The organism is Burkholderia humptydooensis (assembly GCF_001513745.1).
GTDB classification, from domain to species: Bacteria; Pseudomonadota; Gammaproteobacteria; order Burkholderiales; family Burkholderiaceae; genus Burkholderia; species Burkholderia humptydooensis.
In genome coordinates this window covers 4,004,095-4,030,328 of record NZ_CP013380.1, presented here as the reverse complement: position 1 = coordinate 4,030,328, position 26,234 = coordinate 4,004,095, and the positions used below count along the sequence as shown (strand labels likewise).

General features: G+C 67.9%; 23 protein-coding genes and 1 tRNA gene. 16 read left to right on the top strand and 8 right to left on the bottom strand.

Annotated elements, in window-relative coordinates:
* Positions 1–42: 42 nt before the first annotated feature.
* From AQ610_RS18045 to dprA, 3 genes are all read right to left on the bottom strand, one after another.
* The gene (locus AQ610_RS18045; RefSeq protein WP_006024093.1) at positions 43–2,652 is read right to left on the bottom strand and encodes a DNA topoisomerase III; all 2,610 of its coding nucleotides are present in this window, start codon (positions 2,650–2,652) and stop codon (positions 43–45) included.
* A gap of 209 nt (positions 2,653–2,861) precedes the next feature.
* On the bottom strand, positions 2,862–3,251 hold the full coding sequence (locus AQ610_RS18040; RefSeq protein ID WP_511149536.1) for a thioredoxin family protein: 390 nt from the start codon (positions 3,249–3,251) through the stop codon (positions 2,862–2,864).
* Between the two features lie 42 nt (positions 3,252–3,293).
* Complete coding sequence (dprA, locus tag AQ610_RS18035; RefSeq protein WP_511149537.1) at positions 3,294–4,532, bottom strand: DNA-processing protein DprA; 1,239 nt, start codon at positions 4,530–4,532, stop codon at positions 3,294–3,296.
* Between the two features lie 183 nt (positions 4,533–4,715).
* Here dprA and def point away from each other — a divergent pair, with 183 nt between their 5' ends.
* From def to AQ610_RS17965, 14 genes are all read left to right on the top strand, one after another.
* Positions 4,716–5,219, top strand: a complete 504-nt coding sequence (def, locus tag AQ610_RS18030; protein WP_009910943.1) for a peptide deformylase — start codon at positions 4,716–4,718, stop codon at positions 5,217–5,219.
* Positions 5,220–5,250: 31 nt separating this feature from the next.
* Positions 5,251–6,234 carry a methionyl-tRNA formyltransferase gene (fmt, locus tag AQ610_RS18025; protein WP_006024097.1) on the top strand — a complete coding sequence of 328 codons (984 nt, stop codon included), beginning with the start codon at positions 5,251–5,253 and terminating at the stop codon, positions 6,232–6,234.
* A 121-nt stretch (positions 6,235–6,355) separates the two neighbouring features.
* Positions 6,356–6,991, top strand: coding sequence for a LysE family translocator (locus AQ610_RS18020; protein WP_006024098.1), 636 nt, complete (start codon positions 6,356–6,358; stop codon positions 6,989–6,991).
* Positions 6,992–7,099: 108 nt separating this feature from the next.
* Positions 7,100–7,957 carry a zinc metalloprotease HtpX gene (gene htpX, locus AQ610_RS18015; protein WP_006024099.1) on the top strand — a complete coding sequence of 286 codons (858 nt, stop codon included), beginning with the start codon at positions 7,100–7,102 and terminating at the stop codon, positions 7,955–7,957.
* Between the two features lie 373 nt (positions 7,958–8,330).
* Positions 8,331–9,743 (top strand): 16S rRNA (cytosine(967)-C(5))-methyltransferase RsmB, encoded by a 1,413-nt coding sequence (gene rsmB, locus AQ610_RS18010; protein WP_006024100.1) that lies wholly within the window; start codon positions 8,331–8,333, stop codon positions 9,741–9,743.
* A complete protein-coding gene (locus AQ610_RS18005; RefSeq protein WP_009910945.1) occupies positions 9,740–10,330 on the top strand; it encodes a DUF4390 domain-containing protein in 591 nt (196 codons plus the stop codon). The genes rsmB and AQ610_RS18005 overlap by 4 nt, the downstream gene beginning before the upstream one ends.
* A 1-nt stretch (position 10,331) precedes the next feature.
* The gene (esaS, locus tag AQ610_RS18000; RefSeq protein WP_006024102.1) at positions 10,332–12,740 is read left to right on the top strand and encodes a sensor histidine kinase EsaS; all 2,409 of its coding nucleotides are present in this window, start codon (positions 10,332–10,334) and stop codon (positions 12,738–12,740) included.
* Complete coding sequence (gene esaR, locus AQ610_RS17995; protein ID WP_009910946.1) at positions 12,741–13,427, top strand: response regulator transcription factor EsaR; 687 nt, start codon at positions 12,741–12,743, stop codon at positions 13,425–13,427.
* 60 nt (positions 13,428–13,487) lie between these two features.
* Positions 13,488–13,563, top strand: a tRNA-Phe gene (locus AQ610_RS17990).
* A 325-nt stretch (positions 13,564–13,888) separates the two neighbouring features.
* A complete protein-coding gene (queC, locus tag AQ610_RS17985) occupies positions 13,889–14,623 on the top strand; it encodes a 7-cyano-7-deazaguanine synthase QueC (protein ID WP_006024104.1) in 735 nt (244 codons plus the stop codon).
* A gap of 95 nt (positions 14,624–14,718) precedes the next feature.
* The gene (queE, locus tag AQ610_RS17980) at positions 14,719–15,351 is read left to right on the top strand and encodes a 7-carboxy-7-deazaguanine synthase (protein WP_009910947.1); all 633 of its coding nucleotides are present in this window, start codon (positions 14,719–14,721) and stop codon (positions 15,349–15,351) included.
* Between the two features lie 19 nt (positions 15,352–15,370).
* A complete protein-coding gene (queD, locus tag AQ610_RS17975; protein WP_006024106.1) occupies positions 15,371–15,823 on the top strand; it encodes a 6-carboxytetrahydropterin synthase QueD in 453 nt (150 codons plus the stop codon).
* 276 nt (positions 15,824–16,099) lie between these two features.
* Positions 16,100–16,885 carry an HpcH/HpaI aldolase family protein gene (locus AQ610_RS17970; protein ID WP_006024107.1) on the top strand — a complete coding sequence of 262 codons (786 nt, stop codon included), beginning with the start codon at positions 16,100–16,102 and terminating at the stop codon, positions 16,883–16,885.
* The gene (locus AQ610_RS17965; protein WP_006024108.1) at positions 16,882–17,673 is read left to right on the top strand and encodes a tetratricopeptide repeat protein; all 792 of its coding nucleotides are present in this window, start codon (positions 16,882–16,884) and stop codon (positions 17,671–17,673) included. The genes AQ610_RS17970 and AQ610_RS17965 overlap by 4 nt, the downstream gene beginning before the upstream one ends.
* 98 nt (positions 17,674–17,771) lie before the next feature.
* Here the strand turns inward: AQ610_RS17965 and rodA are convergent, their stop codons facing one another.
* The 5 genes from rodA to AQ610_RS17940 form a co-directional block, all read right to left on the bottom strand.
* Positions 17,772–18,920 (bottom strand): rod shape-determining protein RodA, encoded by a 1,149-nt coding sequence (gene rodA, locus AQ610_RS17960; protein ID WP_006024109.1) that lies wholly within the window; start codon positions 18,918–18,920, stop codon positions 17,772–17,774.
* Between the two features lie 11 nt (positions 18,921–18,931).
* Positions 18,932–21,085 (bottom strand): penicillin-binding protein 2, encoded by a 2,154-nt coding sequence (mrdA, locus tag AQ610_RS17955; RefSeq protein WP_006024110.1) that lies wholly within the window; start codon positions 21,083–21,085, stop codon positions 18,932–18,934.
* A gap of 120 nt (positions 21,086–21,205) precedes the next feature.
* Positions 21,206–21,718 (bottom strand): rod shape-determining protein MreD, encoded by a 513-nt coding sequence (mreD, locus tag AQ610_RS17950; protein ID WP_006024111.1) that lies wholly within the window; start codon positions 21,716–21,718, stop codon positions 21,206–21,208.
* Positions 21,715–22,794, bottom strand: a complete 1,080-nt coding sequence (gene mreC / locus AQ610_RS17945; protein WP_006024112.1) for a rod shape-determining protein MreC — start codon at positions 22,792–22,794, stop codon at positions 21,715–21,717. The genes mreD and mreC overlap by 4 nt, the downstream gene beginning before the upstream one ends.
* A gap of 119 nt (positions 22,795–22,913) precedes the next feature.
* Positions 22,914–23,957: a rod shape-determining protein gene (locus AQ610_RS17940; protein WP_004189550.1), complete on the bottom strand. Its 1,044-nt coding sequence runs from the start codon at positions 23,955–23,957 to the stop codon at positions 22,914–22,916.
* 373 nt (positions 23,958–24,330) lie between these two features.
* On the opposite strand from AQ610_RS17940, the gene gatC reads away from it, so the two are divergent.
* Together gatC and gatA are read left to right on the top strand one after the other, a co-directional pair.
* Positions 24,331–24,630 carry an Asp-tRNA(Asn)/Glu-tRNA(Gln) amidotransferase subunit GatC gene (gatC, locus tag AQ610_RS17935; protein WP_009910953.1) on the top strand — a complete coding sequence of 100 codons (300 nt, stop codon included), beginning with the start codon at positions 24,331–24,333 and terminating at the stop codon, positions 24,628–24,630.
* A 111-nt stretch (positions 24,631–24,741) separates the two neighbouring features.
* The gene (gene gatA / locus AQ610_RS17930) at positions 24,742–26,232 is read left to right on the top strand and encodes an Asp-tRNA(Asn)/Glu-tRNA(Gln) amidotransferase subunit GatA (protein WP_006024114.1); all 1,491 of its coding nucleotides are present in this window, start codon (positions 24,742–24,744) and stop codon (positions 26,230–26,232) included.
* Positions 26,233–26,234: the final 2 nt, after the last annotated feature.

Genomic DNA, 26,234 nt, shown 5'->3' with positions numbered 1-26,234 from the left:
CAATGCCGGCGCACCGCATTCGCGGCGCCGGCATTGCGCCGGTTACGAGCCCGTCTTGCGCGCCGGCGTCCTGCGCGCAGCCGTCTTGCGAGCGGGCGCCGCCTTCTTCTCGGTCTTGTCGCCGCTGTCGGCCGCTTCATCGTCGGCCGCGGCCGTCGTTTTGGACGCGGTCTTCTTCGCGGCCGCGGGCTTCGGCTCCTTCTTCTCGAACTCGAAGCCGATCTTGCCGTCCGCCTGCTTGACGAGATACGCCTTGAAGTTGCGCCCGGTGCGCAACGACTTGAAGTTCGGCAACAGATCGGTGCGGCCGTTCTCGAGGAGCTTCGTCATCTGCTCGCGGGTGATCTCCTGCTGCAGGATCACCTTGCCGGAGCGGAAGTCGCAGGTCTTCGGGCTCGCGACCGCGTGCTCGCAGACATAGCTCATTCCGTGCTCGAACACGCGGCCCTTGCACTTCGGGCACGCGCCTACGGGCGCCTGCGCGGAGAAGTCGGGCGCTTCGCCCTCTTCGCCGCCTTGCTCCTGGCCGAAGTCGAATTCGAGCTTGTAGTTCTTCGTCTCGTCGTCGAACGTGAGCTTGAGGATCGCGGAGAACGGCCGGCCCATCTTGCTGCGGAAGCCCGACAGCGGCCCGATTTCCTTTTTCCGCAACAGTTCCTCGACTTCGGCGATCTCGAATTGCCGGCTACCCGGGATCTTCGAGATCGAGAAGTCGCACTTCGTGCACGCGAAGCGCCGATAGTTCTCCTTCACCTGGCCGCCGCAGTTCGGGCACGGCGTCTCGAGCGTCGCGTAGTCGCCCGGGATCGTGTCGGAGTCGTATTCCTTCGCGCGCTTGACGATCGTCTGCGTCATCCGCGCGATTTCCTGCATGAACGCATCGCGCTGCAGGTTGCCGCGCTCCATCTGCGACAGCTTGTATTCCCACTCGCCCGTCAGCTCGGGGGCGGTCAGCTCCTTCACGCCGAGGCCGCGCAGCAGCGTCATTAGCTGGAACGCCTTCGCGGTCGGAATCAGCTCGCGGCCTTCGCGCACGAGGTACTTCTCGCCGAGCAGACCTTCGATGATCGCCGCGCGCGTCGCCGGCGTGCCGAGGCCCTTCGCGGCCATCGCCTCGCGCAGCTCGTCGTCTTCGACGAGCTTGCCCGCGCCTTCCATTGCCGACAGCAGCGTGGCTTCCGAATAGCGCGCGGGCGGCTTCGTCGTGAGGCCGTGCGCTGCGACCTTGTCGGTCTTGACCTTCTCGTCCTTCTGAACCGGCACGAGATTCGCGTCGGCGCCCTCGGCGTCCCGGCCGTAGACCTGCAGCCAGCCCGGCTCGACGAGCACCTTGCCTTCCGTCTTGAAGTGATGGCCCGCGACTTCGGTGATCCGGGTCGTCACCTTGAATTCGGCGGCCGGGAAGAACACCGCGAGGAAGCGCTTGACGACGAGGTCATAGAGCTTCTGCTCCGGCTCGGACAGCGATTTCGGCGCCTGCAGCGTCGGGATGATCGCAAAGTGGTCGCTGATCTTCGAATTGTCGAAGATCCGCTTGTTCGGCTTCACCCAGTTCTTGTCGAGCACCTGCTTCGCGTGCGGCAGGTAGTTGTTGCTCTCCTTGAGCATTTCGAGCGTCGACTTCACCGTGCCGAGGTAATCCTCCGGCAGCGCGCGCGCGTCGGTACGCGGATAGGTGAGCACCTTGTGCTTTTCGTACAGCGCCTGCGCGAGGCCGAGCGTGTTCTTCGCCGAGAAGCCGAAGCGGCTGTTCGCCTCGCGCTGCAGGCTCGTCAGGTCGTACAGCAGCGGCGAGAGCTGCGTCGACGGCTTCGATTCCTCGGTGACCGTGCCGAGCTGGTCGCGGCACGCGGCGACGATCGTCTCCGCGGCGGGCAGACTCCAGAGGCGCGAGTCGCGTTTTTCGGGGTCGAATTCGTCCTTCTTGAACTTCGGGTCGAACCAGCGGCCTTCGTAGAAGCCGCCCGCGCAGACGAATTCCGCGCGTACTTCCCAGTAGTCGCGCGGCACGAAGCGGCGAATCTTCTCCTCGCGCTCGACGACGATCGACAGCGTCGGCGTCTGCACGCGGCCGACGGTCGTCAGGAAGAAGCCGCCGCCCTTGCTGTTGAACGCGGTCATCGCGCGCGTGCCGTTGATGCCGACGAGCCAGTCGGCCTCCGAGCGGCAACGCGCGGCATCGGCGAGCGGCTGCATGTCCACGTCGGTGCGCAGGTGCGCGAAGCCGTCGCGGATCGCGGCGGGCGTCATCGACTGCAGCCACAGGCGCTGGACGGGCTGCTTCGCCTTCGCGTGCTGCGCGATCAGGCGGAAGATCAGTTCGCCCTCGCGTCCCGCGTCGCATGCGTTGATCAGGCGTTCGACGTCCTTGCGCTTGATCAGCCTGGTCAGCACCTTCAGGCGCGACTCGCTTTTCGCGATCGGATTCAGATCGAAATGGGGAGGAATGACAGGCAGATGCGCGAAGCTCCACTTGCCGCGCTTGACCTCGTATTCCTCCGGTGCGGCGATTTCGAGCAGGTGGCCGACCGCCGACGACAGTACGTATTCGTCGCTCTCGTAGTATTCGTCATGCTTGGTAAAGCCGCCCAAAGCACGCGCGATGTCGTTCGCGACAGAAGGCTTTTCCGCAATGATGAGTGCTTTCGACATGACAGTGTGTATTGATGGACCGGGCGAGCCCGATGCGGGCCCTTTTACGACGGCTTTATAGCACACGGCGCCCAAACGGCGGCCGGCGTGAGCAAAAAGCGGGTCATCATAAGTGGGGGCAAGGGCGGCGGCAAGCCTGTCGCACGCCTTCCCGCGTAAACGAGCGGTAAAGCTGCATTCCACGGCCGATATTTCGAGGCCAGACGATTCTAGTCGAACAAATTGCGCAGTTTGGGTGCATGCGGCGCGCCCGACAGCGCCGTCAGGTCGGCCAGCATTCGTTCGACGATTGCGGCGTGCGGCAGCACCGTGCCGAAGAAGCGGACCGAGTTCACGTCCTCGACGAGGAGCGTCGGGAAGTTCTCGACATCGAGATCGTCGAGCCGGTCGGCGTGCGTTTCGACGTCGATCCATGCGAAGCAGGCGCCGGGATGGGCGTCGGCGAGCCGGTCGAACGCGGCGCGGTATTCGCGGCAGGTGCCGCACCACTCGGCGCACAGGCAGGCGACGAGCAGCGTGTCGGGATTCCGGAGGCGCTCGGCGATCCGATCTTCGTCGGTGTCGAGATTCAGCGCGGGCATTGGCGGTTTTCCTTGCATCGTAAGGTGGCGGCGGCTCGAGCGAACGCCCGGGCGCGGCGCCTATGCGCCGGAATGTAGCACGGCGCTCGTCCCGCGCGCTTGAGTGGGCTCAGCCTGCGCGCTGGCGATGCGCATGTAGCGGCCGCCCGGCAGCGCTGCGATGCGGCCGGCGAGCTCTAGCTGCAGCAGCCGCCGGTGCAGCGCGCCGCTCGAAAGCGCCGTGCGCTGCGCGAGCAGCTCGAGCGGCACGGGGCCGTAACCGATCGCGGCGAGCAGCCGGCGCGCGTCGTCGTCCGGATCGACGTCGGCCTCGGCGGCGGCGGGCGCGCCGCGCGTTGCGCCCGCAGGGCGAGCAGGGTCGAAGCCGAATTCCTCGAGCACGTCGGCCGCGGTCTCGACGAGCTTCGCGCCGTCGCGAATCAGCGCGTGGCAGCCCTGCGACAGGGGCGCGTGGATCGAGCCGGGAATCGCGAACACGTCGCGTCCCATTTCGTTCGCGAGCCGCGCGGTGATCAGCGAGCCGGACCGGCGCGCCGCCTCGACGATCAGCGCGCCGCGCGACAGCGCGGCGATCAGCCGGTTGCGCTGCGGAAAATGGGCGGACCGCGCGGGCGTGCCGAGCGGCCACTCGGAGACGAGCGCGCCGCGCTCGGCGATTTCGTGGGCGAGCGCGTGGTGGCAAGCCGGGTAGACGATGTCCGCGCCTGTGCCGATCACGGCGACGGTGCCGCTTGCGCCGTCGAGCCCGCCGCGATGCGCGGCGCCGTCGATGCCGCGCGCGAGGCCCGACACGATCGCAAGGCCCGCGTCCGACAGTTCGCGCGCGAAGCGCGTCGCGTCGGCGAGCCCCTGCGGCGTTGCCCCGCGGCTGCCGACGATCGCGACGGCCCGCGCATGGAGCAGCGCGACGCGGCCCTTTATATATAGCAGCGGCGGCGGATCGTAGAGCTCGGCGAGCGGCTCCGGATACGCGGGATCGTGCCGGGTCATGAGCGCGTTGCCGGGCTCGTCGAGCCAGGCGAGCGTCGTGTCGACGCGCTGCTCGAAATCGTCTGCGGGCGGCGCGAGCGCCGATCGGGCCGCAGCGTCGCCGACGAGTGTCGCCAGCTCCGCATGCGACGCCGCAAAGAGCGCTTCGGGCGATGCGAACGCGCCGAGGAGTGCGGCACGCGCGGCGGCCGGCACGCCGGACGCGCCCGCAAGCCGCAGCCAGCCGGCGAGCTCGGCACGCGTCAACGATCGCGGCGACATGACGAAATCCTCGAGAAGCGCGGCCTGCGGGCCGCGTGGTGCCGTGATAAAATTTTCATCATCCGAAATAGAACGAATGCCGCGCGCGCAAGCTCACGGCGATTGGCCGGTCGTCGCGACGCGCGGCGGATTCCGCGCGTCGTCGAATCCATCTTGAGGCCGGCGCGCGCGTCGCGGCAGTCGGCCGAACGGCCGATGCGGGCGGGTCGTTCGTCTCTCAACACTGAAATCATGGCTTTGCTGAACATCCTTCATTACCCCGACAAACGGCTGCACAAGGTGGCCAAGCCGGTCGACAAAGTGGACGACCGCATTCGCAAGCTCGTCGCCGACATGGCCGAGACGATGTACGCGGCGCCCGGCATTGGGCTCGCGGCGACGCAGGTCGACGTGCACGAGCGCGTGATCGTGATCGACGTGTCCGAGGAGAAGAACGAGTTGCGCGTCTTCATCAATCCGGAGCTCGTCTGGACGAGCGACGGCAAGCAGGTCTATGAGGAAGGCTGTCTGTCGGTGCCGGGCGTCTATGACGAGGTGGAGCGTCCGGACCGCGTGCGCGTGCGCGCGCTCGACGAGAAAGGCGAGACGTTCGAGATCGACTGCGAAGGGCTTCTCGCGGTATGCATCCAGCACGAGATGGATCATCTGATAGGCCGCGTGTTCGTCCAGTATCTGTCGCCGCTCAAGCAGACCCGGATCAAGACGAAGATGAAGAAACTCGAACGCGCAATGTGATGCGCACGGCTGTTCCCGGATTCATTTGCACATGACACATTCACTGCGGGTCATTTTCGCCGGCACGCCGGAATTCGCCGCGGCGGCGCTCGCCGCGATTCATGAGGCCGGCTTCCCGGTGCCGCTCGTGCTGACGCAGCCCGATCGTCCCGCCGGGCGCGGGATGAAGCTGCAGGCGAGCGCCGTGAAGCGCTATGCGCTCGAGCACGGCATCGCGCTCGCGCAGCCGCCGTCGCTGCGCCGCGCGGGCAAGTACCCGGCCGAAGCTGCCGCCGCGCTCGATCTGTTGCACGCGACGCCGCACGACGTGATGGTCGTCGCCGCATATGGCCTGCTTCTGCCGCAGGAAGTGCTCGGCCTGCCGCGGCACGGCTGCATCAATATCCATGCGTCGCTGCTGCCGCGCTGGCGCGGCGCCGCGCCGATCCATCGCGCGATCGAGGCGGGCGACGCCGAGACCGGCGTCACGCTGATGCAGATGGATGCCGGGCTCGACACGGGCGCGATGCTGCACGATGCGCGCATCGCGATCGCGCCCGACGATACGACGGCGACGCTGCACGACAAGCTCGCGGCGGCGGGCGCGCGCCTCATCGTCGACGCGCTCGCCGAGCTCGAGCGTGCGGGTTCACTCGCCGCGACGCCGCAGCCCGCCGACGGCGTCACCTATGCCGAGAAGATCGGCAAGCACGAGGCGGCGCTCGACTGGCGCAAGCCGGCCGAGGTGCTCGCGCGGCAGGTGCGCGCGTTCGACCCGTTTCCGGGCGGCGCGGGCACGCTCGACGGCGCGACGCTCAAGCTGTGGGCGGCCGACGCGGTGCCGGCGCGCGGCGACGCGGCGCCCGGCACGATCGTCGATGCCGGCCCGGACGGCATCGTGATCGCCTGCGGCGAAGGCGCGCTGCGCGTCACGCAATTGCAGAAGCCGGGCGGCAAGCGCCTGCCGGCGCGCGAGTTTCTCGCGGGGGCGCCGCTTGCGGCCGGCCAGCGCTTCGCGCCGCCCGACGCCGCGTAATTTTCGTCGCCTGCCAACAGTTCATCGGAATCGCGCGCGCCGCGCAATCGGCCGAACGGCCGGGTCGCGGCGCGCAGGGCGCGCGCGTAGAATTCTCTGATATCAGCATCGAGGGATCGGCATGTTCGGCATCACCCATCTTGGCTTGTTCGTCGCAGCGGTTTTCCTGTTGAACATCACGCCGGGGCCCGACACCGCGTACATCGTCGGCCGCAGCGTCGCGCAGGGGCGCGGCGCGGGCCTCATGTCCGCGCTCGGCATCTCTGCCGGCTGCTGCGTGCACGTGCTCGCGTGCGCGTTCGGCCTGACGGCGGTGCTCGCCGCGTCGGCAACTGCGTTCACGGTCATCAAGATCGTCGGCGCGGCCTATCTCGTCTACCTGGGCGTGCGCCTCATCTTCGCGAAGCAGGAGCAGGCGGCCGAGCAGCCCGCACGGCGCGGCGCGGACAAATCGCTGCGCCAGTTGTTCACGCAAGGGTTCCTGACCAACGTGCTGAACCCGAAGGTGGTGCTGTTCTTCGTGTCGTTCTTCCCGCAGTTCGTGTCGGCGGACAGCAATCACAAGGTGCTCGCGTTCCTGACGCTCGGCGCGGTGTTTCTCGCGATGAGCACCGTGTGGTCGTGCATCGTGGCGTGGGTCGCGGGCACGGTCACGCAACGCTTTGCCGGCAAGCCCGGTGTGAAGAAATGGCTCGACCGCGGCGTCGGCGGCGCGTTCGTCGGCCTCGGCGTCAAGCTCGCGACATCGACGCGCTGAGGATTGAATTTTCTCGAAACGCTCTTATCTAACAGATCGCTTACAATTATGCACCGCCGCCGATATGCGTGCGGTGCGATCCCCGCAGACGGATAAGGAGTGGGAAACATGTTCAATTGGGTCAAAACGGCGATGCTGATGGCCGCGATCACGGCCCTGTTCATCGTGATAGGCGGCATGATCGGCGGATCGCGCGGAATGACGATCGCGCTGCTGATCGCGCTCGGTATGAATTTCTTCTCGTACTGGTTCTCGGACAAGATGGTGCTGCGCATGTACAACGCGCAGGAGGTCGACGAGGCCACGGCGCCGCAGTTCTATCGGATGGTGCGCGAACTCGCGACGCGCGCGAACCTGCCGATGCCGCGCGTCTACCTGATCGACGAGAATCAGCCGAACGCGTTCGCGACCGGCCGCAATCCCGAGCACGCGGCCGTCGCCGCGACGACGGGCATCCTGCGCGTGCTGTCCGAGCGCGAGATGCGGGGCGTGATGGCGCACGAGCTCGCGCACGTGAAGCATCGCGACATCCTGATCTCGACGATTTCCGCGACGATGGCGGGCGCGATCTCGGCGCTCGCGAACTTCGCGATGTTCTTCGGCGGGCGCGACGAGAACGGCCGTCCCACCAATCCGATCGCTGGCATCGCGGTCGCGCTGCTTGCGCCGATCGCGGGCGCGCTGATCCAGATGGCGATCTCGCGCGCGCGCGAGTTCGAGGCGGACCGCGGCGGCGCGCAGATCTCGGGCGATCCGCAGGCGCTTGCTGCCGCGCTCGACAAAATCCACCGCTATGCGTCGGGCATTCCGTTCCAGACGGCCGAGGAGCATCCGGCCACCGCGCAGATGATGATCATGAATCCGCTGTCGGGCGGCGGGCTGCAGAATCTGTTCTCGACGCATCCGGCCACCGAGGAGCGGATCGCGCGGCTGATGGAAATGGCGCGCACCGGCCGCTTCGACTGACGAGCGTCGCAACGTCGACGCGCTCGTGAGAGGGCGCTATATCGGTAGCCGGTCTTGACATGCTTCGGCGCATCCGGCGATCGCCCGAACCCCGCATGCATCGCGCTGCGAAGTTTGGCGTTTTGGACGGCCGCTCGTTCGGTTGATTGGGGTGGCGAAACGCGGCTTGCGGGCGGCGGCGGATCGTGCCGATACTGCGCCGAAGCGCCGAACATACCGAGCGCGCATGGCACATCGCGCACCCAGCCACCCGAAACCCGATTCCCGCCGCGCTACAATACCCCGCTTACAGCCGACCGGCCGCGGGCCGGCCACCACGGCACACCCCTACCACCGCCCGGCGCGACCGCGTGCCGCAGGCACTGCTGATCCGATGACCCAGACTCGCCCTTCCCGTTCCCGCGCATCCGGCGCGCCCGCTCGCGCGCCGCGCCTGTCGGCGCTGCATCTCGTCCCCAATTCGCTCGGCTTCGCGCTCGACGGCGCCGCGCAAGCGGTCGACGCAGTCAATCGCGGCGCGGCGCTGCCCGCTGCGCTTGCGGCCGTCCACGCATCGATGTCTTCGAACGCACAGGCGGCGGCGCGCGGCGCGATCCAGGACATCGCGTATCGCGCGATGCGCTTTCGCGGCACGGCCGACTGGCTGATCGCGCAACTCGTTGCGAAGGCGCCGCCGGCGCACGTGCATGCGCTCCTCGTCTGCGCGTTCGCGCTCCTCGTCGACGACGGCGAGCACGCCGCCTACACGCCCTTCACCGTCGTCGATCAGGCGGTGACCGCGATCGGCGCGCGCCGCGAGTGCTCGTTTGCGAAGGGGCTTGTCAACGCGGTGCTGCGCCGGTTCCTGCGCGAGCGGGCCGCGTGGCTCGAGCGGCTGCAGTCCGATCGGCGCGCGCGCTGGAACTACGAGCCGTGGTGGATCGACGCTGTCGAGCGTGCGTGGCCCGATGCATGGCCGCGCATTCTTGCCTCGGGCGACACCCCCGGCCCGCTCACGCTGCGCGTGAACGCGCGCCGCATGACGGCCCAAGCGTATCTCGACGTGTTGCGCGCCGAGCGGATCGACGCCGAGAAGATTGGCCGTCACGCGATACGGCTCGCATCGGCGCTGCCCGTCGAGCGCATTCCGGGTTTCGCGGACGGCCTTGTGTCGGTGCAGGACGCGGGCGCGCAGCTCGCGGCCGAATGGCTCGGCGCGCGCGACGGCATGCGCGTGCTCGACGCGTGCGCGGCGCCCGGCGGCAAGACGGGTCACATTCTCGAACTCGCGCACGCCGAAGTCGTCGCGCTCGAAAGCGATCCGGCGCGCGCGCCGCGCATCGGCGAGAACCTCGCGCGGCTGTCGCTCGCGGCCGACGTGCGCGTCGGCGACGCAGGAGACCCCGCGCAATGGCACGACGGGCGTCCGTTCGACCGGGTCCTCGCCGACGTGCCGTGCTCCGCGTCGGGCATCATGCGCCGTCATCCGGACATCCGCTGGCTGCGCCGCGCGGCCGACATTCCCGCGCTCGTCGCCGAGCAGCGCCGCATTCTGAGCGCGCTCTGGCCGCTCGTGAAACCCGGCGGCGAGCTGCTGTACGCGACCTGCTCGATCTTTCCGGACGAGGGCGAACTGCAGGCGCGCTGGTTTGGAGACGCCTGTCAAGATGCGGTACGATTGGACGCGCCCGGGCAGTTGCTGCCGCAGGGCGCGACAGGCGGGGCGCCGGCCGTCGGGGGATCGGGCGAGCCCGGCCGGCATGTCGATCACGACGGATTTTTCTACGCGCGCTTTCAGAAACGGTGACGATCAAACGCTTCTTTCCACTCCGGCTCGCGGCCGTGCTATGGGTCGCGCTGACGCTGTGTCTCGCTGCCGTTCCTTCCGCGCACGCCGATACGATCGCCGTGCAGCGCGCGTCGCTGCAGTCGGACGGCGGCGGCTGGAGTCTCGACGCGCGTTTCGATTTCGAGCTCAACAGCAGCCTCGAGGATGCGGTGAACAAAGGCGTGCCGCTCTACTTCACGACCGATTTCGAGCTGAGCCGCGCGCGCTGGTATTGGTTCGACGAGCAGCCGGTGTCGGTGTCGCAGACGATCCGCCTGTCGTTCCAGCCGCTCACGCGCGAATACCGGGTATCGACGGGCGGCCTGCAGCTCGGCTTTCCGTCGCTGAAGGAGGCGCTCGCGGTGGTCAAGCACGTGACGTCCTGGCACGTGATCGACAAGGGCCAGGTGCGCTCGGGCGAGACGTATACGGCGTCGGTGCGCATGCAGCTCGATACCGCGCTGATGCCGAAGCCGTTCCAGGTGGACGCGGTGAACAACCGCGACTGGAATCTCGTTTCCGACTGGAAGCGTTTCATTTTCACGGTGGCCGAGCGTGCTAAGTAAAATGCGCGTCCGCCGCGCAACGAGCGGAAAGAGTTTTCTGATACGCGTGATCGTGTCGACTGTCGCGATCACGGCGCTTCTGCTGCTCGTGCTGCTCGCGGCTGCGAGCGCGAACACCGAGTTCTTCGATCGCTACTACTCGTGGCTCTACTCGGCGAACATCATCGTCGCGCTCGTGTTCCTGCTCGTCGTGCTCGGGCTCGTCGGGATGATCGTCGCGCGGCTGAGGAAGGGCAAGTTCGGCACGCGGCTGCTCGCGAAGCTCGCGGTGTTCTTCACGCTCGTCGGCGTCGTGCCGGGCGGGATCATCTATATCGTGTCGTATCAGTTCGTATCGCGCAGCATCGAATCGTGGTTCGACGTGAACGTCGAGACGGCGCTCACCGCGGGCCTCAATCTCGGGCGCGGGATGCTCGACACGTCGCTCGCCGACTTGCAGACGAAGGCGCGCCTGATGTCCGAGCAGCTCGCGAGCGCCGACACCAACACGAACGGCACGACGCTCACGCTGCTGCGGCTGCGCGACCAGTTCGGCGTGCAGGACGCGACAATCGTCGAGCCGGGCCGCGGCACGGGCGCGTCGCCCGACGTGCACATCATCGCGCAGGCATCGGGCAACTTCGCCGCGCTGATTCCGGACGACATGCCGACGCCGCTGATGCTGAGCCAGGCGCGCGAGCACGGCGCATTCGCGGCGATCGAGGGCGAGGTCGACGGCGATCCGCGCGCGCGCGGATCGAAGGGCGCGCTGCGCCTGCGCGTCGTGCAGCGCATTCCCGATTCGTCGACGCTGCTGTTGCAGCCCGCCGAGCGTTTCCTGCAGCTCACGCAGCCGGTGTCGCCGACGCTCGCGCGCAACGCGGACGCCGTGCAGCGCGCGTATCGCGAATATCAGGAGAAGGCGCTCGGCCGCAGCGGGCTGCGCAAGATGTACATCGGCACGCTCACGCTCGCGCTCTTTCTCGCGACGTTCATCGCGATGATGATCGCGCTCGCGCTCGGCAACCAGCTCGCGCGGCCGCTCTTCCTGCTCGCGCAGGGCACGAAGGAAGTCGCGGAGGGCGACTATACGCCGAAGCGCGAGATCAAGACGCGCGACGAGCTCGGCTTCCTCACGCAGTCGTTCAACGCGATGACGCGGCAGTTGTCGGAGGCGCGCCTCGCGGTCGAGAAGAACCGCGTCGCGCTCGAGCATTCGAAGACGTATCTCGAGAGCATTCTCGCGAACCTGACGGCGGGCGTGTTCGTGCTCGACCGCCAGTTTCGCCTGACGACCGCGAATCGCGGCGCCGAGCGGATCTTCCGCCAGCCGTTCAATTCGCTGATCGGCACGACGCTCGATCAGATCGGCGTCGTCGCGGAATTTGGCGCGATGGTGAGAAAGGCGTTCGCCGATCGCGAGGCGGCGGGCCAGGGCAGCGGCGAGGATCGCGGTCACTGGCAGCAGCAGTTCGCGGTCGAGGTGCCGGGCGAGGCCGATCCGCTGACGCTGCTCGTGCGCGGCACGCGGCTCGTGTCGACGGCGGCGGCGCCCGGCCAGCCCGACGATCCGCAGACGTCCGGCTACGTCGTCGTGTTCGACGACATTTCCGACGTGATCTCCGCGCAGCGTTCGGTCGCATGGGGCGAAGTCGCGCGGCGGCTCGCGCACGAGATCAAGAATCCGCTCACGCCGATCCAGTTGTCGGCCGAGCGCCTGCAGATGAAGCTCTCCGACAAGCTCGCGCCGACCGACGCCGACGTGCTCAAGCGCGGCGCGACGACGATCGTCAATCAGGTGGCCGCGATGAAGCGCATGGTCGACGATTTCCGCGATTACGCGCGCACGCCGCCCGCGGTGCTCGTCAACCTGCAACTGAACGATCTGGTGAGCGAAGTGCTGACGCTTTACGGCGTCGGCGAGGGCAAGAGCACGATCGTCGTCGAGCAGGCGCCGCTTCCGGTGATCCGCGGCGACGCGACGCAACTGCGTCAGGTGATCCACAATCTGCTGCAGAACGCGCAGGATTCGGTCGCCGACGTCGAGCATCCCCGTGTGTTGCTCGAAACCAAGACAGTAGAATATGGCGATCCCGACGCGGACGGCAAAACGCGCGTCGCGGTTCGGCTGACCGTTTCGGACAACGGTCCGGGTTTTCCGGCGCGCATCCTGACGCGCGCGTTCGAGCCTTACGTGACGACGAAGGCGAAAGGGACGGGGCTCGGCCTCGCGACCGTGAAGAAGATCGTCGACGAGCATGGCGCGCGGATCGATCTGCGCAATCGCATGCACGGCGACGTCGTGGAAGGCGCGCAGGTCTCGATCCTGTTCCTGCAACTCGCGGACGATGCGGCGGGCACCGGGGGCGGCACGAACGGCGGCACGGCACCCGCCAAGACAAGAGCAACTGTGCAGACAAAGGCAGCGTAAATGGCAACCATCCTGGTGGTAGATGATGAAATGGGCATCCGGGAATTGCTCTCGGAGATCCTCAGCGACGAAGGGCACGTCGTCGACGTCGCGGAGAACGCGCAGGCCGCGCGCGACTACCGGCTGCGGCATGCGCCCGATCTCGTGCTGCTCGACATCTGGATGCCCGATACCGACGGCGTCACGTTGCTGAAGGAATGGGCGAGCCAAGGACAACTGACGATGCCCGTCATCATGATGTCGGGGCACGCGACGATCGACACGGCCGTCGAGGCGACGAAGATCGGCGCGCTCGATTTTCTCGAGAAGCCGATCACGCTGCAGAAGCTGCTGAAGTCGGTCGAGCACGGACTCGCGCGCGGCGCGGCGCCGGTGCCGGCGAGCACGGCGGCGAAGCCGGCGGCGGGGCTGTCGTCGGTCGCGTCGGCGGCCGTGCTGCCGACGTTCGGCGACGATCCGTCCGCGGCGCTCGCGGGCCAGACGACGGCCGCGATCCCGTTTGACATTCCGCTGCGCGAGGCGCGCGACGCGTTCGAGCGAGCGTACTTCGAATATCACCTCGCGCGCGAGAACGGCAGCATGACGCGCGTCGCGGAGAAGACGGGCCTCGAGCGCACGCACCTGTACCGCAAGCTCAAGCAGCTCGGCGTGGAGCTCGGCAAGAAGCCGGCCGAAGGCGCGGCATAAATTTTTTGCACAAAGGGCTTGATCGGTGTTTTGTGCGTTGCTATAATTTTTCTTCTTCGTGGCCCGGTAGCTCAGTTGGTAGAGCAGCGGATTGAAAATCCGCGTGTCGGTGGTTCGATTCCGCCCCAGGCCACCAGCAGTATCCCACCCCAAGAATCGCCAGGTTCTTGGGGTTTTTCGTTTGTGGCGCGGCATTCCGGTCCTCGGCCGATTGCGAGGCGGCGTGATAAAATCTTCGTCGACTCAAAGACTTAGAGGACTTGAGGATGCGCGAGAAGGCGCCGCAAGTCCTTTTTTCGTTTCGGCGGCTCGTGCATCGCGCGGGTCCGTGCGCCGCCCGCGCGGCGCGATGAGCGACATAAGCGCCGCGCCGTTTCGGGCCGCGCGCTGCTGCCTATACTGGGTGGGCCGGCGCGCGTCGGATCGCCGGCGCGCTCGCTCATCATTCACGGAGTATCACGGTGATTCGGACAGACGCTAAGGACGGCGCGCTCGTATTGTTTTCCGGCGGCCAGGATTCGGCCACGTGTGTTGCCTGGGCGCTCGAGCGCTATCAGACCGTCGAGACGCTCGGCTTCGATTACGGTCAGCGCCACCGCGTCGAGCTCGAATGCCGCGAGGGCGTGCGCGATGCGCTGAAGCGGCGTTTTCCGCAGTGGTCGCACAAGCTCGGCGACGATCACATGGTCGATCTGTCAGTGCTCGGCGCGATCAGCGACACGGCGATGACGCGCGCGATCGAGATCGAGACGGCGTCGAACGGCCTGCCGAACACGTTCGTGCCGGGCCGCAACCTGCTGTTCATGACGATCGGCGCGGCGATCGCGTATCGGCGCGGGCTGCGCGTGCTCGTCGGCGGCATGTGCGAGACCGATTTCTCCGGCTACCCGGATTGCCGCGACGACACGATGAAGGCGCTGCAGGTCACGCTCAATCTCGGCATGGACTCGCGCTTCGTGCTGGAGACGCCGCTGATGTGGCTCGACAAGGCCGATACGTGGCGGCTCGCCGAGCAACTGGGCGGCAAGCCGCTTGTCGAGCTGATCCGCGTGGAGACGCACACGTGCTACGTCGGCGAGCGCTCGGAGCTGCACGACTGGGGCTTCGGCTGCGGCGAATGCCCGGCGTGCAAGCTGCGCAAGCGCGGCTTCGAAGCGTATCTGCGCGGCGAAAGCGTGACGGAGGCGCCCGTCTGACGCGTGGCGTGGCGTGCCGCTCGCGCGTGGGCGCGAGCGGCAACAGGATTCATCGAGTAACGGAAGGCGAGCGGCGCAAGCCGGAACGAAGCAGCATGACGTACACGGTCAAGGAAATCTTCTATACATTGCAGGGCGAGGGCGCGAACGCCGGTCGTCCCGCCGTGTTCTGCCGGTTCGCCGGCTGCAACCTGTGGACCGGGCGCGAGGCGGATCGCGACGGCGCGGTGTGCCGCTTCTGCGATACCGATTTCGTCGGCACCGACGGCGAGAACGGCGGCAAGTTCAAGGATGCCGCATCGCTCGCGGAGAAGATCGCGTCGCTCTGGCCGGCGGGCGAGGCGCATCGCTTCGTCGTCTGCACGGGCGGCGAGCCGATGCTGCAGCTCGATCAGCCGCTCGTCGACGCGCTGCACGCGGCGGGCTTCACGATCGCGATCGAGACGAACGGCTCGCTGCCCGTGCTCGAATCGATCGACTGGATCTGCGTGAGCCCGAAGGCGGATGCGCCGCTCGTCGTCACGAAGGGCAACGAACTGAAGGTGGTGGTGCCGCAGGACAACCAGCACCTGGCCGATTACGCGAAGCTCGACTTCGAGCATTTCCTCGTGCAGCCGATGGACGGCCCGTCGCGCGAGCTCAATACGAAGCTCGCGATCGACTGGTGCAAGCGCCATCCGCAATGGCGGCTGTCGATGCAGACGCACAAGTACCTGAACATTCCCTGAGCCTTACGCTTCATTCATCGTGCTGATTACCCGAAAACTCGAATTCGACGCGGGACACCGCATTCCCGATCACCGCAGCCAGTGCCGGAATCTGCACGGGCATCGCTACGTGCTCGAAATCACGCTGCGCGGCGATCTCGTCGAGACCGAGGGCGCGCCCGACCGCGGGATGGTGATGGATTTCGCCGACGTGAAGGCGCTCGCGATGGAGCACCTCGTCAGCAAGTGGGATCACGCGTTTCTCGTCTATGCGCGCGACGAAATCGTGCGCTCGTTCCTCGAAAGGATGGCCGACCACAAGACGGTCGTGCTCGACCGGATTCCAACCGTCGAGAATCTCGCCGCGATCGCGTTCGGCATCCTCGCGAACGTGTACGACGCGCATTACGGCGTCAATCTGCGCCTCGAGCGCGTGCGTCTGTACGAGACGCCGAACTGCTGGGCCGACGTCGAGCGCGATCCGCGCGGCTGACGCGGGCGGCGCGCCGCGTGAGTCGCGCCGCGCTGCTCATGGCTTCCCACCTGCTCCGTTCTTTGCCTGAATCCGCCAAGGGCCGGCCGGCCCGGCATCGGTGTTTTCCGAATCCGCGCGCGGGCGCGATCACGGTATGATCGAATCGCGGATCGTCCGCCGCGACGAACGCGTCGCGCGCCCCGCCTGTTGCGGCGCAGCGCCCCGCCCGGCGGCTTCGCCGCCCCTCTTTCCGAATCGCAGTCCGCCCGTGCGCCGCACGACAGGAGGCCGCCGATGAGCACGCTCACCAATTCCCTGAAAGCACGTTTGCGCGACGGCGACGAGCCGCTGCTCGGCCTGTGGCTGACGCTCGCGAGCGCGGCGGCGACCGAGGCGCTCGCGCACGCCGGCTTCGACTGGCTGTGCATCGACATGGAGCACGCGCCGAACGACAGTCGCGACGTCGCTGCGCAACTGCGCGCGCTCGCGGCCGCGCATCTGCCGAGCGAGCCCGTCGTGCGGGTGCCGGCGCGCGAGCCGTGGCTCGTCAAGCGGGCGCTCGACGCGGGCGCGCGCACGCTGATGTTCCCGGGCGTCGAGACGGCCGACGAGGCCGCGCATGCGGTGCGGCTCACCCGCTTTCAGGCGCCCGACGCGCCGGACGGGCTGCGCGGCGTCGCGGGCATCGTCCGCGCGGCCGCGTACGGGATGCGGCGCGACTATGTGCAGACGGCGAACGCGCAGATCGCGGCGATCGTGCAAATCGAATCGGCACGCGGCATCGACGAAGCCGAGCGGATCGCGGCGACGCCAGGCGTCGATTGCGTATTCGTCGGGCCCGCCGATCTGTCGGCGAGCCTCGGGCATCTTGGCGACACGAAGCATCCGGATGTCACCGCCGCGCTCGAGCACGTGCTCGCGGCCGGGCGGCGCGCCGGCGTGCCGGTGGGTATTTTCGCCGCGGACGCAGCCGGCGCGCGCCAGTCTCTCGAAGCCGGATTCCGCGTGGTCGCGTTGTCGGCGGATGTCGTGTGGCTGCTGCGTGCGACGCGACAGGCGTTGCAGGAGGTGCGGGGATGAACGGGAAGCGCCGCGGCGCGCCGTTCTCGGCTCGCGCGCGGCACGCGCTTCGCGGCGCGGCGATCAGCTCGTTCGTCGCGGCGGCATTCGTCGCGGCCGCGGGCGGCGCGTTCGCGCAGGCATCGGGCGCGCAGGCATCGGGCGGGCCGAGCCAGTCGAACCCGGAGCGCGAGACGGAGTCGGCGGTCGCCGACTACAACGCGGGCAATCTGCGCGCGGCGCTCGTGCAGTTTCACGACGCGGCGGCGCGCGGCAACCGCCTCGCCGCGTTCGACTACGCGATGATGCTGATCAACGGCGAAGGCGTGACGGCGAACGTGCCGGAAGGGCTGCGCTGGCTGCGGCGCGCGGCCGACGCGGGGATGTCGCAGGCGCAGTACGTGTACGGCCGGATGCTCGACGACGGCGAATTCGTCGCGCGCGATCCGGCGGCCGCGCACGGCTGGTTCCTGAAGGCCGCGCGGCAAGGGCACGTGCAGGCCGAGCTCGCGCTCGCGAACCAGTTTCTCGACGGGCGCGGCACGCCGCGCGACAACCGGCAGGCGTTCGTGTGGTACAAGCGGGCGGCCGATGCGGGCGAGCCGGTTTCGCAATACGTGACTGCGTCGTTTTACGAGCGCGGCGGCGACGGCGTAGCGCGCAATCTCGACATCGCCCGCGCGTACTATGCGGCCGCCGCCGCGCAAGGCGACGGCGCGGCGGCGCTCAAGTACCGCGAGCTGACGGCGGCATTGAAGGCGGGGCCGGGCGGCGCGTCGGCGCCGAAGGCGTCCGGGCCGCCGAACTGACGGCCGGTGCGGCTGACGCCCGTCCCGTTCGCGGCGCCGGCCGCGCCCGACGTCATCCCGACGACGACCACAAAAAACGGCGCATCGCGCCGCTTCGATCAACTCTTCATCAGCCGTTTCTGCCGTCCGACGCTCATGATGAGCCCGACCGCGATGCCGAGCGTCGTGAGCGCCGTGCCGCCATAGCTCATGAACGGCAGCGGCACGCCGACGACGGGCAGCACGCCGCTCACCATCCCGATGTTGACGAACGCATAGACGAAGAAGGCGAGCGTGAGCGAGCCGGCGAGCAGCCGCCCGAACAGCGTCGCGCCCTGCGCGGCGATGTAGAGCCCGCGCGCGATCAGCGCCATGTACAGCGTCAGCAGCACGAGCCCGCCGACGAGCCCGAATTCCTCGGAAAACACCGCGAAGATGAAGTCGGTGTGCTTTTCCGGAATGAATTCGAGGTGCGCCTGCGTGCCCTTCAGATACCCCTTGCCGAGCGGGCCGCCGGAGCCGATCGCGATCACCGCCTGGATCGTGTGGAAACCCTTGCCGAGCGGGTCGGACGTCGGATCGAGCAGCGTGCAGACGCGGTGCTTCTGATAGTCGTGCATCAGCGGCCAGACGACTTCGGGCTGGCAGATGCGCTCCTCGAACACGGCGATCGAGCCGACCGCGAGCACGCCGGCGACGAGCACCGGCACGATCAGCTTGTACGACAGCCCCGCGAGATAGATCACGAAGATGCCCGCGGCGAACACGAGGACGGCGGTGCCGAGATCCGGCTGCTTCGCGATCAGCCCGACGGGCACCATCAGGATCACGAACGCGACGACGAAGTCGTACCAGCGCAGGCTGCTTTCGCGCCGCTGGTAGTACCACGCGAGCATCAGCGGCGTCGCGATCTTGAGGATCTCGGACGGCTGGATCACGACGCCGACGTTCAGCCAGCGCTTCGCGCCCTTCTTCGTCATCCCGAACAGCGCGACCGCGATGAGCAGCGCGACGCCGAACGAATAGAGCGGCACCGCGAAGCGCATCAGCGTCTGCGGCGGGATGTTCGCGATCACCCACATCAGCACGAACGTCAGCATGATGTTGCGCAACTGGTCCTCGACGCGTCCCGGCACGTCGACGCTCGCGCTGTACAGCGTGACGATGCCGACGCACAGCAGCAGGAACACGATGAGCGCGAGCGGTCGGTCGAAGCCCGCGAACATCTGCTTGATCTTGTCGAGCGAGGCGCGCTTGTCGAATTGCATGCCTGTCTCCGTTACTCGTCGATGCCGCCCGTCGCCGGCTTGGCGGCGGAGACGGCATGGTTGTCGTCCTGCGGGGACTTCCTTTGGTCGCGCCACGGCGCGGCGGCGGTGATCGCCGCGCCGCTCGCCGGCGCGGGCGGCGTCGGCTGCGGCAGTGCCTTGAACCCGGCCGCGACGCCGACAGGCCTCGTCGCATCGCCGATCACGGGCGCGTTGACGGGCTCGGTCGCCGACGCGGCCGCCGCGACGGCCGCCGCTTCCGTCGTCGGATTCTTGCGGTCGATCAGGTAGAAATCGAGCACGCGCCGCGCGATCGGGCCTGCCGACTGCGCGCCCCAGCCGCCGTTCTCGACGATCAGCGCGAGCGCGATCTGCGGATGGTCGACGGGCGCGTACGCGATGAACAGCGCGTGGTCGCGCAGATGCTCGGCGAGCAGGTGGCCGCGGTAGTTGCCGCCCTGCAGCGAGAACACCTGCGCGGTGCCGGTCTTGCCCGCCGCAAGGTACGGCGCGCCGCGGAACACCTTGAACGCGGTGCCCGACGGGCTCTCGACGACGTTCTCCATCCCGCGCTTCACGACGTCGAGGTCGCCCTGCTTGAGCGGGATCGTGCCGCTTTCCTTCGGCACCGTCAGGTGCCGCGCGCGCGAGATCGGGTTCTCGACCTCCTTCACGAGGTGCGGCTTCATGACGACGCCGTCGTTCGCGAGCGTCGCCGTCGCGTGCGCGAGCTGCAGGATCGTGAACGAGTTGTAGCCCTGGCCGATCCCGAGGCTGATCGTCTCGCCGTCGAACCATTTCTGCTGCGCGGCCTTCTTGAACGTCTTCTTCTTCCATTCGGGCGACGGCAGGATCCCGCGCGCCTCGCCCTGGATGTCGATGCCCGTCAACTGGCCGAAGCCGAACGGCTTCATGAAGTTCGCGATCGCGGTCACGCCGAGGTCGCGCGCGAGCATGTAGAAATACGTGTCGTTCGACACCATGATCGCGCGGTTCATGTCGACCCAGCCCTGGCCCGAGCGCACGTCGTTGCGGAACGTGTGGCCGCCGAACGTGAAGTAGCCGGGGTCCTGGAAGCCCCAGCCGGGCGTGCGCTTGCCGAGCGCGAGGCCCGCGAGCGCCATGAACGGCTTGTACGTCGAGCCGGGCGGATAGGTGCCGTGCAGCGGACGGTTCAGGAGCGGCTTGTCGGGCGAGTTGTTGAGCTCGTCCCAGGTCTGCTGGTCGATGCCGTCGACGAATGAATTCGGATCGAAGCTCGGCGACGACACGAACGCGAGCACGTCGCCCGTCTTCGGCTCGATCGCGACGAGCGCGCCGCGCTTGCCGGCGAACGCCTGCTCGGCGATCTGCTGCAGCCCGATGTCGAGCGACAGCACGAGGTTGCTGCCGGGCGTCGCCTGCGTGCGCGACAGCGTGCGCACGGGCCGCCCGCCCGCCGTCACCTCGACTTCCTCGAAGCCCGTGATCCCGTGCAGATCGGTCTCGTAGCTCTGCTCGACGCCGATCTTGCCGATGTAGTCGGTGCCCTTGTAGTTGTTCGCGTCGCGGCGCGGATCGTAGCTTTCCGGATCGCTGTCGTTCTCGTCGCTCATCGCGTCGATCCTGTCCTGGTCGCGCTTCGAGATCCGGCCGATGTAGCCGATCACATGCGCGGCCGTCGGGCCGAGCGGATACTGGCGGAACAGGCGCGCGCGCACGTCGACGCCCGGGAAGCGCCAGCGCTGCGCGGTGAAGCGCGCGACTTCGTCGTCGGTGAGGCGCGTGCGGATCGGCAGGCTCTCGAAGTTCTTCGAGTCCTCCTGCAGCTTCTTGAAGCGGCGGCGGTCGCGCGCGTCGATCTGCACGACCTCGGCGAGCGCGTTGATCGTGTTCTCGAGCGTGTCGGTGAGCTTCGACGGCGTGATCTCGAGCGTGTACGCGGAGTAGTTCTTCGCGAGCACCACGCCGTTGCGATCGGTGATGATCCCGCGGTTCGGGACGATCGGCGCGACCGAGATCCGGTTTTCCTCGGCCTGCAGCGCGTACTTGCCGTGCTGCCAGACCTGCAGGTAGAAGAACCGCGCGGCGAGCAGGCCGAAACAGACGAACACGAACACGCCCGCCGCCGCGACGCGCAGGCGGAACTTCGAGAGCTGCTGTTGTGTGTCCTTGAATTCGGTCATGCGATTACGGATGAAGGGGCGCGCTTTCGCCGCCGCGCGGCGGCCGCAACGCGCCGGCGGCGAGCGGTCGGTCGGTCGATCGGCGGGCGTTCAACGCGAAATTCCTGGCGGCGCGGCGCGTCAGATCGGCCGCGTGTCGTCCGGGTCGACCGGACGGCGCTGCGGCATCAGCAGCAGATGGCTCGCGACCGGCCACAGCGCCGCCTCGACGAAGCCGTCGACGAGATAGCTCCAGCCGGGGAACGCGGCGCCCATCAGCAGCCGGATCACGAACGGCACGAGCTGCGCGAGCACGAGGAGCGGCGCGACATAGAAGATCTGCACGCCGAGCGGCAGCCACAGTACACGCCGGTGGATCGTGATCGCGCCGTACGACAGCAGCGTGTACGCGAGCGCGTGCTCGCCGAGGAGGCCCGCGTCGTGAACGTCCATCAGGATGCCGAGCGCGAACGCAACGCCCATGCCGACCTTGCGCGGCTGGTGGATGTTCCAGAACAGCAGCACGAGCGCCACGCAATCGGGCACGCCCGGAATCCGGCCCCACGGCATCAGGTTCAGCAGGAACGCGGCCGCGAGGCTGAAGACGATGAAGTACGGATTGACGGGCTGCAGGATGTACTGAGGGCGGCTCATCGCGGCGCTCCTTGCGACGGCGCGGCCGCGGGCTTGAGCGGCGCGGCGGGTTGCGCCGCACCGGCCGGCCGGTTCTGCGCTGGCGCGGGCGGCGCGGCGGCCGGTTTTGCGCCCTTGTCCTTGTCCGCGCCTTTGTCGGCGGCCTTCGCGCTCTTGTCCGCGCCCTTCGCCGCCTTTTTGCCCCTTGCCGATTTCGCGTTCGCGTCGCTCGCGGCTTCGTCGGCGGCGGGGCGCGGCGGAACGTCGGTGCGGTAGTGCAGCACGAGCATCTCGCGCGCGCCGCGCACCGCGGCGATCGGCGCGCAGACGACGTGCGCGAACGCGGTGTCCGCGAGCTTGTCGACGCGCACGACCTTCGCGACCGGCAGCCCCGGCGGATAGACGCCGTCGAGCCCGCTCGTCACGAGCTCGTCGCCCGCGAGCAGATCGGCGCTCGTCGGCACGAAGCGCAGATCGAGCGCATCGCCCTTCGGCGTGCCGTAGATCACGCTGCGCAGCCCGGTGCGCAGCACCTGGACCGGAATCGCGAGATCGCGGTCGGTGACGAGCGTGACTTCCGACTGCAGCGGGAACACGCGCGTGACCTGGCCGATCACGCCGTCCTCGTTGACGACGGGCGCGCCGTTCTGAATGCCCGCCTGCGAGCCGTGGCCGATGATGATCTTTTGCGAGAACGGATCGCCCGTGTCGTACTGGATCTCGACGGGCGTCGCCTGCGCGGCGATCTGCTGGCGCAGCTCGAGCACCGCGCGCAGGTGCGCGTTGTCGGCGGCGAGTTGGCCCGCCTGGTTCGCCTGCAGCGACAGCTTCAGGTTGCGGTCGCGCAATTGCTGGTTTTCGTGGCGCAGCGCGGTGCTCGACGTCGCGAGCTCGGCCGCGCCGACGATCAGGTCGCGCGGCACGAGCGCCGCGCGCTGCAGCGGATAGAGCACGGTGCCGAGCACGCCGCGGACGATTTCGAGCGTGTTGAAGCGCGCGTCCGAGACGAGGAGCGCGATGGCCAGGACGACGAAGAAGATCAGCCGCGCGAGCGCGGACGGACCTTGTTTGAAGAGGGGCGGCGGACTGTATTCCATGGTCGGCGCCGGGCGCGTGATCGGTTTAGATGTTGCTCAGACGCGCGAACGGCGCGGCGGTTCGTTCTAAACGAGCGAGCCTGCCACGCCGCGCGAGCGACATACGGATGCCTAGACGATCACTCGTACGAGAAGATGCTGCCGAGCTTGTCCATCCGTTCGAGCGCCATCCCGGAGCCGCGCACGACGCAGGTGAGCGGATCCTCGGCGACGAGCACGGGCAGGCCGGTTTCCTCGGCGAGCAGGCGGTCGAGGTCGCGCAACAGCGCGCCGCCGCCCGTCAGCATCATGCCGCGCTCGGCGATGTCCGCGCCGAGTTCGGGCGGCGTCTGCTCGAGCGCGATCTTCACCGACGACACGATCTGGTTCAGCGGATCGGTGAGCGCCTCGAGGATTTCGTTGCTGGAGATCGTGAAGCTGCGCGGAATGCCTTCCGACAGATTGCGGCCCTTCACTTCCATTTCCTTGACTTCGGAGCCCGGGAACGCGGAGCCGATTTCCTTCTTGATCGCCTCGGCCGTTTGCTCGCCGATCAGCATCCCGTAGTTGCGGCGGATGTAGTTGACGATCGCCTCGTCGAACTTGTCGCCGCCGACGCGCACCGAGCCCTTGTAGACGATGCCGCCGAGCGAGATCACGCCGACTTCCGTCGTGCCGCCGCCGATGTCGACGACCATCGAGCCCGTCGCCTCCGACACCGGCAGGCCCGCGCCGATCGCAGCCGCCATCGGCTCCTCGATCAGGTAGACCTGCGACGCGCCCGCGCCGTGGGCCGCTTCCTTGATCGCGCGGCGCTCGACCTGGGTCGAGCCGCACGGCACGCAGATGATGATGCGCGGTGACGGCGAGAACATCCGCGATTCGTGCGCAGTCTTGATGAACTGCTTGATCATCTGCTCGGTGACCGTGAAATCGGCGATCACGCCGTCTTTCATCGGACGGATCGCCTCGATGTTGCCGGGCACCTTGCCGAGCATCTGCTTCGCTTCCTTGCCGACTGCTTGAATCGTTTTCTTGCCGTTCGGGCCGCCTTCCTGGCGGATCGAGACGACGGACGGCTCATCGAGCACGATGCCCTTGCCGCGCATGTAGATCAGGGTGTTTGCGGTGCCGAGGTCGATCGCGAGATCGTTGGAGAAATAGCTGCGCAAAAAACCGAACATTCAGAATCCTGTTTCGCTCTGGGGCCGGCCCCATGCGGACATGGCGCGAAGGGCGGCAGCGGAAAAAATAACAGCCTCGGATCGGGCGGGGGCGGCCGCTCGAAAAACGCGAAGCTGCGAGTGAAATCTTCCGGGACCGGCGCGAAGCCCGCGCGGCTTCGCTTCGTCAAAGCGGCGGCGGCGGCGCGGCAAAGGCAGTCCGGGTCTGGGTCGAACGCGTAATGATACCTTATAATTTCGCTGTATTTGAACCGAAACGGGCTGTATTTTCGCCGCTTCGCCCCCGATTTTTGAGGGTTAGATCGAACCTTCCAACCCCCTGACGCAACGCAAGTTTCACGCTGCGCCAAGCCCTTGTTTTTCCGGTGACCGCATGGCTTTGACCCTGACCGATGTGAAACGCATCGCGCACCTTGCGCGGCTCGAAATGGCCGACGCCGACGCCGAGCGCACGCTGGCCCAGCTCAACGAGTTCTTCTGCCTCGTCGAGCAGATGCAGGCCGTCGACACGACGGGCATCGCGCCGCTCGCGCATCCGATCGAGCAGATTCTGGAGGTCGCGCAGCGGCTGCGCGACGACGCCGTCACGGAGCACGTGAACCGCGACGACAATCAGCGCCCGGCTCCGGCCGTCCAGGACGGCCTGTACCTCGTGCCGAAGGTGATCGAGTAAGCGCCCGGTTCGGGCCGCGGCCGCGAAAGCGGCTCCGCCCGCCCGTCCCGCCGCTTGTTCGCCCGCGCGCGCCTAGTCGCCGCGCGCCGAAGAATCCAGGAAACCCACGCAATGCACGCAAAAAGCCTGACCGAACTGCGCGCCGCGCTCGACGCCAAGGAATGCTCGGCCGTCGAACTGGCGCAGCACTATCTGAAACGGATCGACGCCGCGCACGATCTGAACGCGTTCGTCCACGTCGATCCCGAGCTGACGCTCGCGCAGGCGAAGGCCGCCGACGCCGCGCTCGCGCGGGGCGCGGCCGGCCCGCTCGCCGGCCTGCCGATCGCGCACAAGGACGTGTTCGTCACGCGCGGCTGGCGCTCGACCGCCGGCTCGAAGATGCTCGCGAACTACACGAGCCCGTTCGACGCGACCGTCGTCGCCCGCCTCTCGGCGGCCGGCATGGTCACGCTCGGCAAGACCAACATGGACGAGTTCGCGATGGGCTCGTCGAACGAGAACTCGGCGTTCGGCCCGGTGAAGAACCCGTGGGACACGAACGCGGTGCCGGGCGGCAGCTCGGGCGGCAGCGCGGCCGCCGTCGCCGCGCGCCTCGCCCCGGCCGCGACGGGCACCGACACCGGCGGCTCGATCCGCCAGCCGGCGTCGTTCGCCGGCGTGACCGGCATCAAGCCGACCTACGGCCGCGTGTCGCGCTACGGGATGATCGCGTTCGCGTCGTCGCTCGACCAGGGCGGCCCGATGGCGGGCAGCGCCGCCGACTGCGCGCTGCTGCTCAACGCGATGGCGGGCTTCGACGAGCGCGACTCGACGAGCCTCGAGCGCGCCGGCGAAGACTTCACGCGCCGCCTCGGCGAGCCGTGGGCGCCGGGCAACGGCGCGGGCAAGCCGCTCGCGGGCCTGCGCATCGGCCTGCCGGACGAGTATTTCGGCGCGGGCCTCGCCGCGGACGTGCGCGCGGCGGTCGACGCGGCGCTCAAGGCGTATGAAGCGCTCGGCGCGACGCTCGTGCCGGTGTCGCTGCCGAAGACGGAGCTGTCGATCCCCGTCTATTATGTGATCGCGCCCGCCGAGGCGTCGTCGAACCTGTCGCGCTTCGACGGCGTGCGCTACGGCCACCGCGCGGCCGAATACCGCGATCTGCTCGACATGTACAAGAAGTCGCGCGCCGAGGGTTTCGGGCCCGAAGTGACGCGCCGGATTCTCGTCGGCACGTACGTGCTGTCGCACGGCTACTACGACGCGTACTACCTGCAGGCGCAGAAGATCCGCCGCATCATCGCGCAGGATTTCCAGGAGGCGTTCAAGTCCTGCGACGTGATCATGGGCCCGGCGTCGCCGACCGTCGCGTGGGACCTCGGCGCGAAGGGCGACGACCCCGTCCAGATGTATCTCGCGGACATCTATACGCTGTCGGTGAGCCTCGCGGGCCTGCCCGGCATGAGCGTGCCGTGCGGCTTCGGCGCGGGCGCGAACGCGAAGCGCCCGGTCGGCCTGCAGATCATCGGCAACTATTTCGACGAAGCCCGGGTGCTGCAGGTCGCCGATGCGTTCCAGCGCGCGACCGACTGGCACGTACAAAAACCGGCAGGAGTGTGAGC

Bases quoted from the DNA above. Each gene is read 5' to 3' on its own strand.
- AQ610_RS17970 (WP_006024107.1), top strand. From the start codon at position 16,100: ATGAGCACGCTCACCAATTCCCTGAAAGCACGTTTGCGCGACGGCGAC.
- gatC (WP_009910953.1), top strand. From the start codon at position 24,331: ATGGCTTTGACCCTGACCGATGTGAAACGCATCGCGCACCTTGCGCGG.
- mrdA (WP_006024110.1), bottom strand. From the start codon at position 21,085: ATGACCGAATTCAAGGACACACAACAGCAGCTCTCGAAGTTCCGCCTG.
- fmt (WP_006024097.1), top strand. From the start codon at position 5,251: ATGACACATTCACTGCGGGTCATTTTCGCCGGCACGCCGGAATTCGCC.
- mreD (WP_006024111.1), bottom strand. From the start codon at position 21,718: ATGAGCCGCCCTCAGTACATCCTGCAGCCCGTCAATCCGTACTTCATC.
- htpX (WP_006024099.1), top strand. From the start codon at position 7,100: ATGTTCAATTGGGTCAAAACGGCGATGCTGATGGCCGCGATCACGGCC.
- AQ610_RS18045 (WP_006024093.1), bottom strand. From the start codon at position 2,652: ATGTCGAAAGCACTCATCATTGCGGAAAAGCCTTCTGTCGCGAACGAC.
- AQ610_RS17940 (WP_004189550.1), bottom strand. From the start codon at position 23,957: ATGTTCGGTTTTTTGCGCAGCTATTTCTCCAACGATCTCGCGATCGAC.
- esaS (WP_006024102.1), top strand. From the start codon at position 10,332: ATGCGCGTCCGCCGCGCAACGAGCGGAAAGAGTTTTCTGATACGCGTG.
- rsmB (WP_006024100.1), top strand. From the start codon at position 8,331: ATGACCCAGACTCGCCCTTCCCGTTCCCGCGCATCCGGCGCGCCCGCT.
- def (WP_009910943.1), top strand. From the start codon at position 4,716: ATGGCTTTGCTGAACATCCTTCATTACCCCGACAAACGGCTGCACAAG.
- rodA (WP_006024109.1), bottom strand. From the start codon at position 18,920: ATGCAATTCGACAAGCGCGCCTCGCTCGACAAGATCAAGCAGATGTTC.
- AQ610_RS17965 (WP_006024108.1), top strand. From the start codon at position 16,882: ATGAACGGGAAGCGCCGCGGCGCGCCGTTCTCGGCTCGCGCGCGGCAC.
- queE (WP_009910947.1), top strand. From the start codon at position 14,719: ATGACGTACACGGTCAAGGAAATCTTCTATACATTGCAGGGCGAGGGC.
- AQ610_RS18040 (WP_511149536.1), bottom strand. From the start codon at position 3,251: ATGCAAGGAAAACCGCCAATGCCCGCGCTGAATCTCGACACCGACGAA.
- esaR (WP_009910946.1), top strand. From the start codon at position 12,741: ATGGCAACCATCCTGGTGGTAGATGATGAAATGGGCATCCGGGAATTG.
- gatA (WP_006024114.1), top strand. From the start codon at position 24,742: ATGCACGCAAAAAGCCTGACCGAACTGCGCGCCGCGCTCGACGCCAAG.
- mreC (WP_006024112.1), bottom strand. From the start codon at position 22,794: ATGGAATACAGTCCGCCGCCCCTCTTCAAACAAGGTCCGTCCGCGCTC.
- AQ610_RS18020 (WP_006024098.1), top strand. From the start codon at position 6,356: ATGTTCGGCATCACCCATCTTGGCTTGTTCGTCGCAGCGGTTTTCCTG.